The organism is Chromobacterium rhizoryzae, assembly GCF_020544465.1.
GTDB lineage: Bacteria > Pseudomonadota > Gammaproteobacteria > Burkholderiales > Chromobacteriaceae > Chromobacterium.
This window is the reverse complement of record NZ_CP066126.1, coordinates 4,988,955-5,000,065: the sequence shown is the minus strand read 5'-3', so window position 1 is coordinate 5,000,065 and position 11,111 is coordinate 4,988,955. Positions and strand designations below refer to the sequence as shown.

At 65.9% G+C, this 11,111-nt stretch carries 8 protein-coding genes and 1 other RNA gene; 7 read left to right on the top strand and 2 right to left on the bottom strand.

What is annotated here, in order from left to right:
* Positions 1-27 precede the first annotated feature (27 nt).
* Positions 28-975: a LysR substrate-binding domain-containing protein gene (locus JC616_RS22835; RefSeq protein WP_227105631.1), complete on the bottom strand. Its 948-nt coding sequence runs from the start codon at positions 973-975 to the stop codon at positions 28-30.
* Positions 976-1,137: 162 nt separating this feature from the next.
* On the opposite strand from JC616_RS22835, the gene JC616_RS22830 reads away from it, so the two are divergent.
* Together JC616_RS22830 and JC616_RS22825 are read left to right on the top strand one after the other, a co-directional pair.
* Positions 1,138-2,325: a M20 aminoacylase family protein gene (locus tag JC616_RS22830; RefSeq protein ID WP_227105629.1), complete on the top strand. Its 1,188-nt coding sequence runs from the start codon at positions 1,138-1,140 to the stop codon at positions 2,323-2,325.
* Positions 2,322-3,614: an MFS transporter gene (locus tag JC616_RS22825; RefSeq protein ID WP_227105628.1), complete on the top strand. Its 1,293-nt coding sequence runs from the start codon at positions 2,322-2,324 to the stop codon at positions 3,612-3,614. Before JC616_RS22830 ends, JC616_RS22825 begins: the two co-directional genes overlap by 4 nt.
* 30 nt (positions 3,615-3,644) lie before the next feature.
* Here JC616_RS22825 and JC616_RS22820 read toward each other — a convergent pair whose 3' ends face one another.
* Entirely contained in the window at positions 3,645-6,824 is a 3,180-nt protein-coding gene (locus tag JC616_RS22820) for a bifunctional diguanylate cyclase/phosphodiesterase (protein WP_227105627.1), read from the bottom strand.
* 106 nt (positions 6,825-6,930) lie between these two features.
* On the opposite strand from JC616_RS22820, the gene rnpB reads away from it, so the two are divergent.
* From rnpB to pagP, 5 genes are all read left to right on the top strand, one after another.
* An RNA gene (gene rnpB, locus JC616_RS22815) (RNase P RNA component class A) lies at positions 6,931-7,394 on the top strand.
* 128 nt (positions 7,395-7,522) lie between these two features.
* Positions 7,523-8,566 (top strand): tRNA dihydrouridine synthase DusB, encoded by a 1,044-nt coding sequence (gene dusB / locus JC616_RS22810; RefSeq protein WP_107801030.1) that lies wholly within the window; start codon positions 7,523-7,525, stop codon positions 8,564-8,566.
* A 30-nt stretch (positions 8,567-8,596) separates the two neighbouring features.
* Positions 8,597-8,833, top strand: coding sequence for a DNA-binding transcriptional regulator Fis (gene fis, locus JC616_RS22805; protein ID WP_019100932.1), 237 nt, complete (start codon positions 8,597-8,599; stop codon positions 8,831-8,833).
* A gap of 73 nt (positions 8,834-8,906) precedes the next feature.
* Complete coding sequence (gene purH / locus JC616_RS22800) at positions 8,907-10,484, top strand: bifunctional phosphoribosylaminoimidazolecarboxamide formyltransferase/IMP cyclohydrolase (protein ID WP_107801029.1); 1,578 nt, start codon at positions 8,907-8,909, stop codon at positions 10,482-10,484.
* A gap of 65 nt (positions 10,485-10,549) precedes the next feature.
* Positions 10,550-11,110 (top strand): lipid IV(A) palmitoyltransferase PagP, encoded by a 561-nt coding sequence (gene pagP, locus JC616_RS22795; protein ID WP_227105626.1) that lies wholly within the window; start codon positions 10,550-10,552, stop codon positions 11,108-11,110.
* Position 11,111: the final 1 nt, after the last annotated feature.

Sequence of the window (11,111 nt, the reverse complement as noted above, 5' to 3'; positions counted from 1 at the left end):
CCGAAGCGCGCAGGCTTTGAACGGCCTCTAAAACCGCAGCGTCAGCATCCGCGCCAAGGCCCGGTCCTCCGGCCGGGCCGAGCGCATGCGCTGGCGCAGCGTCTGCCGCAGGCAGTCGATGAAGCAGCGGGCGGCGTAGCCGTGGGCCTGCCCCTGCAGGCTGATCACGCCGATGACGATATCCTCCATGTCTTCCCGCAGCGACAAGGCCTGGGCCTTGCCGGCGAATTCCGGGCACAGCAGCAAGGGCTCCGGCCCGTAGCTGAGCATGCCGGCCTGGACCAGGCCGGCCAGCAGCGCCATCGACTGCGCGCAGATCAGCCGTTCCGGCGCGATAAGCAGGCCGTGGCGGGTGAACAGCCGGTCCAGCACGTGGCGATAGCTGGAGGGGCTGTAATTGACCACCCAATCCTGTTCCAGCAGCTCGGACAAGGACTGCGCGCGCAGCGCTGGATGGCCGTTGCGGGCGAACACCCGGCCGCCGTGGCTGAACAGCGGCTGGCAATGGAATTCCTGAGCCAGCGGGTCGAACAGCGGGCTGATGGCGAAATCCATCTGGCCGTCGCGCAGCCGCGGCAGCGCCACCGCCAGCAGGCCTTCGAACAATTCCAGCCGGATCGCCGGCAGCCGTTGGCGAAAGCGCAACACCACCTCGGGCAATAGCGTGGGCACCAGCCAAGGCGTGACGCCTATGCACAGCCTGGCGTCGCGCTGGCCGCGCAGCGCCTCTAATTCGTCATGAGCGCGCTCCAGCTGCATCGCCACCTGGCGCGCGTGGATCAGCAAGGCCCGGCCCGCCTCGGTCAGCCGCGCGCCGCTGGCGTGCCTTTGCAGCAGGGGCAGCCGCTGTTCTTCCTCCAGTTCGCGCAGTGTTTTGCTGACCGCCGCCTGCGACAGCTCCAACATGCGGGCGGCGGCGCGAATGCCGCCGCCGTCGGCCAGCGCGATCAGCGCTTGCAGTTGCTGCAGTTTCATCTCGTCTCCAAACCGACAACCAGAAGTGTTCTCGATCACCGTTCTGCGGCTATTCACCTATTAACTATTGCCGCTAGTCTGGGATCGCAGTCGCGGCGCCGCGTCCGTCGTCGCCACGACAGTGTGCGACAAGAGCGTGATAGATACCAAGGAGACGACGCCATGAACGCCCCCATTCTGCCCGGCATCCGCGATATCGCCCCGGCGATGATCGCGCTGCGCCACGATATCCACGCCCACCCCGAACTGGGCTTCGAAGAGGTGGAGACCCGCCGCCATGTGATCCGCTGCCTGCGCGACTGGGGCTACGAGATCCACGAAGGACTGGGAGAGACCGGCGTGGTCGGCACCCTGCGCCGCGGCGCGGGGCCGAGCATAGGCCTGCGCGCCGATATGGACGCGCTGCCCATCCAGGAAACCACCGGCCTGCCCTGGGCCAGCCGCGTGGAGGGAAAAATGCACGCCTGCGGCCACGACGGCCATACCGCGATGCTGTTGGCGGCGGCTTGCGAGCTGGCGCGGCGCGACAGCTTCAGCGGCACCGTGCATCTGATTTTCCAGCCGGCGGAAGAGGGCAAGGGCGGTGCCAAGCGCATGCTGGACGACGGCCTGTTCCGGCTCTTCCCCTGCGACGCCATCTTCGCCATGCACAATATGCCGGGTTTCCCGGTGGGCCAGTTGGGCTTCCGGCCCGGCCCCTTCATGGCTTCCGCCGACACCGCGGTGATCCGCATCCGCGCCACCGGCGGCCACGGCGCGGTACCGGACAAGGCGGTGGACCCGGTGGTGGTGGCCGCGTCCCTGGTGATGGCGCTGCAAAGCGTGGTGGCGCGCAATGTGTCGCCGCTGGACATGGCGGTGGTGACGGTGGGGGCCATCCTGGCCGGGGAGGCCCCCAATGTGATTCCGGAGAGCGCGGAAATGCGGCTGAGCATACGCGCCTTGCGGCCGCAGGTGCGCGCCTTGCTGCGCCAACGCATCGAGACGCTGGCCGCGGCCCAGGCCGCCGGCTTCGGCGCGCGTGCCGAAGTGGATTACCAGGACGGCTATCCGGTGCTGGTCAACGACGCGGCGGCCACCGCGCTGGCGCGGCAGGTGGCCGTGGACTGGCTGGGCGAGGGCGGGGTGGTGGCGGAGATGCCGCCGCTGACCGGCAGCGAGGATTTCGCCTTCTGGCTGGAGCGGGTGCCGGGCTGTTATCTGATCATAGGCAATGGCGACGGCGAGGGCGGCTGCATGGTGCACAACCCCGGCTACGACTTCAACGACCAGGCCTTGCCGGTGGGCGCCAGCTACTGGGTCAAGCTGGTGGAGCGCTATCTGGGCGGCGCGGCCGGGGGCGGGCAATGACGGCCGCCCAGTTGTCGGCGGCGCGGCCGGCCGCGCCCAGCCGGCGCGCGATCACCGCCATCACCGTGGGCAATGCGCTGGAGTTCTACGACTTCATCGTCTACAGCGCGCTGGCCACCTTGATGGGGCGTTTGTTCTTTCCGTTCAGCGACGAGCCGCTGCTGCAGCTGATGCTGTCCTTCGCGGTGTTCGGCACCGGCTTCATCAGCCGGCCGATAGGCGGCATCGTCATCGGCCTGTACGCGGACCGCAAGGGACGCAAGCCGGCGCTGCGGCTGAGCCTGTGGCTGATGGCGATAGGCTCCATGCTGTTCGTGGTGGCGCCCACCTACGCCCAGGCCGGCCTGCTCGGTCCGGCGCTGGTGGTGCTGGGACGGCTGGTGCAGGGCTTCGCCGTCGGCGGCCAGGTGGGGGCGGCCACCTCGATGTTGATGGAGTACGCCGACGACAAGTCGCGCGGCTACTACTGCAGCTGGCAGCTGTTCAGCCAGGGCCTGGGGGTGTTGGCCGGCACGCTGACGGTGAGTTTGCTGAGCGCGCTGTTGCCGGCGGCGGCGATGGAGGCCTGGGGCTGGCGGCTGGTGTTCGCCATCGGGGTGCTGGCGATTCCGGTGGGCGAGTATATCCGCAGCCAGCTGGACGAGACCGCGGCCTCGGCGGTGGCGCCGCAGGCGACGACGGAACCGGCCGGGCCCTTGCTGCGCCGGCACGGGCGGCAGATATTGGCCGGGGTATTGCTGACCATAGGCGGCACCGGGCCCAACTTCATCATCGCCCACTATCTGGCCAATCACGCGGTGACGGTGCTGGGCATGCCGCTGGCGGTGGCGATCTGGGCGGCGTCGACCGCGGCTCTGTTGCAAGTGCTGCTGTCGGTGGCGGCCGGACGCTGGAGCGACCGCGTCGGCCGTCGCCGTTCCATTCTGTGGCCGCGCTTGGTCTTGCTGCTCTTGCTGTATCCGGGCTTCATGCTGTTGAACGCCGCGCCCGGTCTGCCGACGCTGCTCTTGGTCGTGGTGCTGCTGACGGTGCCGCTGGTGTTGACCGCGGTGCCCAGCATCGCGGTGCTGCCGGAGTTGTTTCCGCGCCGCATCCGTGCCAGCGGCATGTCCATCGTCTACTGCGTGGGCGTGATGATTTTCGGCGGCTTCGCCCAGTTCTTCGCCGCCGGCCTGATCCGGCTGACCGGCGATCCCAACGCGCCGGCGCTGTACGCGGTGTTGTGCATCCTGGTGTCGATGATAGGGCTGGCGATGGTGCCTGAGACGGCGAACCGGCCGCTGGACTGAGCTTGCCGGCCCGGCATCGCCGGGCCGGATTCAGACGGACAGCCGTTGCCGCAGCGCGTCCATTCTTTGCTCCATCGCCTCCGCGGACAGCGGCGCGCCCAGCAGATAACCCTGCATCGCCGAGCAGCCGAGCTTGCCCAGATAGTCCTGCTGCTGCGGATGCTCGACGCCCTCGGCCAGAGTGTCCATGCCCAGCGCGTTGGCCAGGTGGACGATGGCGGAGACGATGGCGGCGTTTTCCTCGTCCTGCGGCAGGTCGATGATGAAGGAGCGGTCTATCTTGATGGTGTCCGGCGCGAAGCGCTTCAGATAGGCCAGGCTGGAATAACCGGTGCCGAAGTCGTCGATGGACAGCCGCACCCCCATTGCCTTGATCACCGCCAACTGGCGAGCGGCGAAGTCCGCGTCCTCCATCAGCGTGCTTTCGGTGACTTCGATCTCCAGGCAGTAGCCTGGCAGGCCGCTGCTTTGCAGCGCGTCGCGCACATCGTCGACGAAGTCCGGCCGCGTCAGCTGCCGCGCCGAGACATTGACCGCCATGCGCACCGGGCGCAGGCCGCTGTCGTACCATTGCGCCGCCTGGCGGCAGGCTTCGCCCAGCACCCAGCGCCCCAGCGGCACCACCAGGCCGGTGTCCTCGGCGATGGGGATGAAGCGCGAAGGCATGATCAGGCCGTGTTCCGGATCGCGCCAGCGCACCAGCGCCTCGCAGCCCAGCAGGCGTTCGCCGCTCATATTGAATTGCGGCTGATAAACCAGGTAGAGCTCGCCGTGTTCGATGGCGCGGCGCAGCCGGGTTTCCAGATGCAGCCTTTCGGCTACTTCCACGTTCATTTCCCGGGTGTAGAAGCGGAAGGTGCTGCGGCCGTGCGCCTTGGCGTGGTACATGGCGAGATCGGCGTTCATCAGCAGGTTCTGCAGATCGCGGCCGTCGTCCGGCATCAGGCTGATGCCTATGCTGCAACTGACGTTGAGCTGATGGGCGCCGATGTCGAAGGGCCGCTGCATCGCGGCCAGCACGCGTTCGGCCACTTGCGCGGCCTCGCCGGGCTGGTCGATGGACGGCAGGATCAGCACGAACTCGTCGCCGCCGGTGCGGCCGACGGTGTCCAGCGCGCCCACGGCGGCGCTTAGGCGGCCGGCCGCCTGTTTCAGCAATTCGTCGCCCAGGCCGTGTCCCAGGGTGTCGTTGATGTTCTTGAAGTGGTCCAGATCGACGAAGAGCACCGCCAGCTGGCCCTGGCGCAACTCGGCCTGACGGATGGCCTGCTGCAGCCGGTCGTTGATCAGCACGCGGTTGGGCAGATCGGTCAGCGCGTCGTATTCGGCCAGGTGCTGCACCCGCGCTTCCTGCTCCTTGCGTTCGGAGATGTCGGTAAACAGCGCCACATAGTGGCTGATCTCGCCCTGTTCGTTCTGCAGCACGCTGATGTTCAGCCATTCCGGGAAGATGTCGCCGTTCTTGCGACGGTTCCAGATCTCGCCGGACCACTGGCCGCGCTGGGTCAGCTGCTGCCACATGTTTTCGAAGAAGGCCGGTTCGTGACGGCCGGAGGCGAGCAGGGCGGGAGTCTGGCCCAGCGCCTCGGCCTCCTCGTAGCCGGTGATCGCGCAGAAGGCGCGGTTGACCGCCAGGATGCGGTTGTCCGGGTCGGTGACCAGGATGGCCTCGTTGCTGGATTCGAACACCTTGGCGGCCAGGCGCAGCTGGCGGTCGGTCTGGCGGCGCGCGGTGATGTCCCGGCCGGTGGCGCACAGATAGTCTTCGCCCTGGTAGTTGAGCGGACTGACGGTGACTTCCAGCCATTGCTCCTCGCCGCAGCACTGCAGCCGGGCGTCGAAGGTGTGGGGCAGGGCGTCCGCGGCCGGGCGGAACAGCGCGCGGGTCAGCGTCGCGGCGTCGCAACCGCAATCCAGCCGTTGGCGCGCCGCCTGGTTGCAGTAGACGATGTCGCCGGCGGCGTTGCGCAGCGCGATCAGATCGGTGGCGTTGTCCACCATGAAATGGCTGAGGCGCAGATCGCGCGAGCGCTGTTCCAGCGAGAGGTGGCTTTGCTGCAAGTCCTGGCGGTAGCGCTGCACCAGCGCGTTGAGCCAGCGCAGGAAGAACCAGCAGAAAGCGGCGGCGACCAAGAGGGCGGCCAGGGTCAGCAGCAGGGTGGCGACGATGCGTTCGCGCAGGCTGCGCTCCAGTTCCTGGCGCGCGCGCTGGCTGCTGTCCTCTATCGATTGCACGCGCAGGCTGGTGACCAGGGTCCAGTCCCAGCCGGGCAGCTGGCGCGCGTAGGACAGATAGCGTTCGCCTTGCGGCGCGTCCAGGCTGCTGATCAGGTATTCCATGAAGCCGCCTTGCTTGCCGCGGCGGATCAGTTCGGCGATGCGGCCGCGGTCGGCGCCGGGCAGGGCGGAGTAGTGCTTGCCGTTCATCGCCGGATTGGACGGGTCCAGCAGGATCACGCCGTGGCGGTCTATGATCATGAAGTCGCCGCTGTCGTGGCCGAAGCGCATGCGCGCCAGCATCTCCAGGCCTTGCTTCTGCATGTCGGTTTCGACATTGTTCAGGTATTCGCCGCTGCCTATCAGCCAGTTGTAGGGGCCGAAGCGGCGGGCGTAGGCGACTTTCTCGCTCATCTCGCCGCGGCCCGGCTGGTACCAGCGGTAGGAGCTGAAGCCGCGCTGTTGCGGGTTGTCCACCGACTCGATCAGCGCGCGCATGATGTAGCGGCCCTGATCGTCGCGGTTGGCCAGCAGCGAGCCGCCCTCCAGCTGCGGCGCGGTGGGCAGCAGCACGCAGCGTCCGTCCAGGCCGTCGATGAAGAAATAGCCGCGGCCGTCGAAGTAGCGCAGCGGCCGCAGCGCCTCCGCGATCAGCCGCTGCACCTGATGCGGCGGGCGGCGCAGGCGTTCCTGGCGCCAGATGGCGTCGGCCAGGTTCCAGGCCTGGTCCACCTGTTCGCGCAGCCTTTGCTTCAGGGTGTCGTTGGTGCGTTCGCGCAGCGCGGACAGGGTTTGCGCGGCGTGGTCGGCGTAGGAGCGCAGGTAGTCGCGCGCGCGCGCGTAAGCGTCCTGGCGTATGGTGTGCTGGCGGGCCTGGAAATCGTTCCAGCTGCTCAGCAGGAAGTAGCTGGACAAGGTCAGCGCCAGCATGAACACAATGGCGAGCGTGCCAAACAATTGCAGACGGGACAGCTTGGCCTGATTCAACTCCATGTTTTTGTCGTTATCGCTCGATGGACCCGCCAGTATAAGGGATTATCGCGTTTGTCATGGCAAAATGTCGGGCCGGCCGGGGCGGAATCGGGTAGAATGGCGGCCGGAAGTTGGCCAGGCAGTCGCTGCGTTCGTTCGCAAGAACGGACGGGGAGGAAAGTCCGGGCTCCGCAGAGCAGGATGCCGGTTAATGGCCGGACGTCGTGAGGCGATGGAAAGTGGCGCAGAGAGCTGAACCGCCGATGGCCGGAGGAAGCGTCCGCAAGGACGTGGACTCTTGATTTCGCCGCGCAAGCGGCGAGACGGATCAGGCAAGGGTGAAAAGGTGTACTGGCCGGGCGAGAGCCCGGTCGGACAGATAGGGTGTGGTGCCCTATTCTGCGGTAAGAGCGCACCGCGGACGTGGTAACACGGACGGCAGGCAAAACCCCATCCGGAGCAAGACCAAATAGGGGGAATTGACGTTGCTCGCGTATATCCCCGGGTAGGTCGCTTGAGCCTGTCGGTAACGGCAGGCCTAGAGGAATGACTGTCCAACGACAAGACCCGGCTTATCGGCCAACTTCCACCTCATCCCCGCGACCCCATGGCTTGACGCTATGGGGTTTGCTCAAAAAATAAGCAAAAAAAATCCACGTTCCTGGGAAAAAGCTTTACAATACCGGCCCTTCAGTCAGCTATCCCAGAGTTTCGCAAGCATGCGCATTGGTTCGTACACATTGAAAAACCGGCTGATCGTGGCGCCCATGGCCGGGGTGACGGATAGACCGTTCCGCATGCTGTGCAAGCAATTGGGCGCCGGCATGGCGGTATCGGAAATGATCACCTCCAACAAGGCGCTGTGGACCACGGCCAAGACCTTGCGCCGCGCCGACCACGCCGGCGAGGTGGAGCCGATCTCGGTGCAGATCGCCGGCTCCGATCCGGCGCAGATGGCCGAGGCGGCGCGGCTCAACGTGGAGCGCGGCGCGCAGATCATCGACATCAATATGGGCTGTCCGGCCAAGAAGGTGTGCAATGTGGCCGCCGGCTCGGCCTTGCTGCGCGACGAGGCGCTGGTGGGACGCATCCTGGAAGCGGTGGTCAAGGCGGTGGACGTGCCGGTGACGCTGAAGACGCGCACCGGCTGGAGCCCGGAACACCGCAACGCGCTGCGGGTGGCCAAGCTGGCCGAGGATTGCGGCATCGCCGCGCTGGCCTTGCACGGCCGCACCCGCGAGGATATGTATCGCGGCGCGGCCGAGTACGACACGATACGCGAGGTGAAGCGGCAGATCCGGATTCCGCTGATCGCCAACGGCGACATCGATACCCCGCAGAAAGCACAGTGGGTGCTGGAACATACCGGCGCCGATGCCATCATGATAGGACGGGCGGCCCAGGGCAGGCCGTGGATTTTCCGCGAAATCCAGCATTTTCTGGAGAGCGGCGAATGCCTGCCGCCGCCGGAAGTGAGCGAGATCCGCCAGCTCTTGCTGGGGCATCTGGATGAGCTATACCAGTTTTACGGCGAATATTCGGGCTGCCGCATCGCCCGCAAGCACATCGCCTGGTACACCAAGGGACTGCAGGGCGGCAACGCGTTCCGCCAGCAGATGTACCAACTCGAGTCCACGGCGGAGCAGCGCTTGGCCGTGGCGGCCTATTTCGACCGTTTGGCCGGGGACTCTGAACGGCTGGTGTATTTGGATGGCGCTGGGGAAGCGTTGGACCACGACTCGGAGACGGTGGTGGATGGCTAATTCCAATCAGACTTGGACAGAATAATAACCATGCAGAACAATGACCATATCTCGCAGTCGGTGCGGCTGGCGATGGAACAGTATTTCAGGGACCTGGATGGCGAGAACCCCTCCGCCATCTACGACATGGTGTTGGCTTGCGTGGAAAAGCCATTGCTCGAGGTGGTGCTGATACACACCCAGGGCAATCAGACCCGGGCGGCGGAGTTGCTGGGATTGAACCGCAACACCCTGCGTAAAAAGATGAAGTCTTATGATTTGATATGAAGACAAACCGGCCATACCGAATAGGGTGGCCGGTTTTTTTTGTGTTCCTTTTTAGTTAACGCGGTAGAGAACCATGAGCAAAATCGAACGCGCGCTGATCAGCGTCTCCGACAAGAGCGGCATTCTGGAATTCGCCCAGGCCCTGGCTTCCCAAGGGGTGCACATCCTGTCCACAGGCGGCACCGCCAAGCTGCTGGCCGACGCCGGCGTGCCGGTGACCGAGGTGTCCGACTACACCGGCTTCCCGGAAATGCTGGACGGCCGGGTCAAGACCCTGCATCCGAAAGTGCACGGCGGCATCCTGGGCCGCCGCGATCTGCCGGAGCATGTGGCCAAGATGGCCGAGCATGAGATCGGCAACATCGATCTGGTTTGCGTCAACCTCTACCCGTTCGAAGCCACCATCGCCAATCCGGACTGCGAACTGGAAGACGCGATCGAGAACATCGACATCGGCGGTCCGACCATGGTGCGTTCCGCCGCCAAGAACTGGGCGCACGTGGCCATCGTCACCGACGCGGCCGATTACGCGGCGCTGGCGGAGGAGATGCGCGCCAACGGCGGCGCGCTGTCCAAGGCCACCCGCTTCGAATTGGCCAAGAAGGCCTTCACCCACACCGCGGCCTACGACGGCGCGATTTCCAACTACCTGACCAGCCTGGCCGACGGCGCGCTGGCGGGCAAGCCGGAACGCGTGGCCTTCCCCAAGCGCCTCAACGCCCAGTTCGTCAAAGTGCAGGACATGCGTTACGGCGAGAACCCGCATCAGGCGGCCGCCTTCTATCGCGATCTGGACCCGGCCGCCGGCTCCATCGCCAATTACCGTCAGCTGCAGGGCAAGGAACTGTCCTATAACAACATCGCCGACGCCGACGCCGCCTGGGAGGCGGTGAAGACCTTCGACGACACCGCCTGCGTCATCGTCAAGCACGCCAACCCCTGCGGCGTGGCGGTGGCGGGCGACACCTTGAGCGCCTACCGGCTGGCTTTCGCCACCGACACCACCAGCGCTTTCGGCGGCATCATCGCCTTCAACCGCCCGGTGGACGCCGCCACGGTGGAAGCGGTGACCGGCCAGTTCCTGGAAGTGTTGATCGCGCCGGCTTTCACCGAGGAAGCCAAGGCCGTCATCGCCGCCAAGAAGAATGTGCGCGTGCTGGAAATCCCGCTGGAGATCGGCGCCAACCGCTTCGAACTGAAGCGCGTCGGCGGCGGCGTGCTGGTGCAGACGCCGGACATCCGCAATGTGGGCCTGGACGAATTGCGCGTGGTGACCCAGCGTCAACCGACGCCGCAGGAGCTGTCCGATCTGCTGTTCGCCTGGCGCGTGGCCAAATATGTGAAGTCGAATGCAATTGTTTTCTGTAAAAATGGTCAGACTGCCGGTATCGGCGCAGGCCAGATGAGCCGCGTCGATTCCACCCGCATCGCCGCGCGCAAGGCGGCCGACGCCGGCTTGAGCCTGCAGGGCGCGGTGGCGTCGTCCGACGCCTTCTTCCCCTTCCGCGACGGCATCGACGTGATCGCCGAGCAGGGGATCAAGGCCATCATTCAGCCGGGCGGTTCGATGCGCGACGAAGAAGTGTTCGCCGCCGCCGACGAGCACGGCATCGCGATGGTGCTGACCGGAGTGCGTCACTTCCGCCACTGAGCGGTTCCGATTAACCGGAGGAGGCCGGCATGCCGGCTTCTTTACATGGATTTGTTGTTTTTCCGATGAGAGCAATTGTTTGTTGGCTGGGCGCCGGCTTGTTGGCGTCCGCCAGCCTGGCGGCGCAGGCCGAAGAGACGGCCGCCGAGCCGCAAGGTTTCTGGCAACGCGGTCGCGCCAATATCGAGGCGACCTGGCGTTCCGACCAGTACGAGTTGTACGTGCCGGCGGTGACGTGGCACAACCGCGCCTTCTACGATAGAGAGAAGATCCGGCAATTCAACGAACGGCCGTGGGGCTTGGGCGCGGGACGTTATCGCTACGACGCCGACGGCGACTGGCACGCGGTGTACGCGATGGCCTTCCTGGATTCGCACAAGGATGTCGAGCCCTTCGTCGGCTACGCCTTCCAGAAAATATGGCGCCCATTGGACGGCTGGCGTTTGGGCGCGGGCTTCACCGCCGGCGTCACCGCGCGCTCGGACTACAGCTACGCGCCCTTGCCGGCGGTGCTGCCGCTGGTGTCGGTGGAATACCGCCGCCTGGCCTTGCAGGCCACTTATATCCCGGGCGGGCACAACAACGGCAATGTCTTGTTCGCCTGGCTGCGTTGGCAGTTGGGCTGAG

What these genes read in the sequence shown, in the direction of transcription:
- JC616_RS22835 (WP_227105631.1), bottom strand. Translation starts at nt 975, where the DNA reads ATGAAACTGCAGCAACTGCAAGCGCTGATCGCGCTGGCCGACGGCGGC.
- pagP (WP_227105626.1), top strand. Translation starts at nt 10,550, where the DNA reads ATGAGAGCAATTGTTTGTTGGCTGGGCGCCGGCTTGTTGGCGTCCGCC.
- purH (WP_107801029.1), top strand. Translation starts at nt 8,907, where the DNA reads ATGAGCAAAATCGAACGCGCGCTGATCAGCGTCTCCGACAAGAGCGGC.
- dusB (WP_107801030.1), top strand. Translation starts at nt 7,523, where the DNA reads ATGCGCATTGGTTCGTACACATTGAAAAACCGGCTGATCGTGGCGCCC.
- JC616_RS22820 (WP_227105627.1), bottom strand. Translation starts at nt 6,824, where the DNA reads ATGGAGTTGAATCAGGCCAAGCTGTCCCGTCTGCAATTGTTTGGCACG.
- JC616_RS22825 (WP_227105628.1), top strand. Translation starts at nt 2,322, where the DNA reads ATGACGGCCGCCCAGTTGTCGGCGGCGCGGCCGGCCGCGCCCAGCCGG.
- JC616_RS22830 (WP_227105629.1), top strand. Translation starts at nt 1,138, where the DNA reads ATGAACGCCCCCATTCTGCCCGGCATCCGCGATATCGCCCCGGCGATG.
- fis (WP_019100932.1), top strand. Translation starts at nt 8,597, where the DNA reads ATGCAGAACAATGACCATATCTCGCAGTCGGTGCGGCTGGCGATGGAA.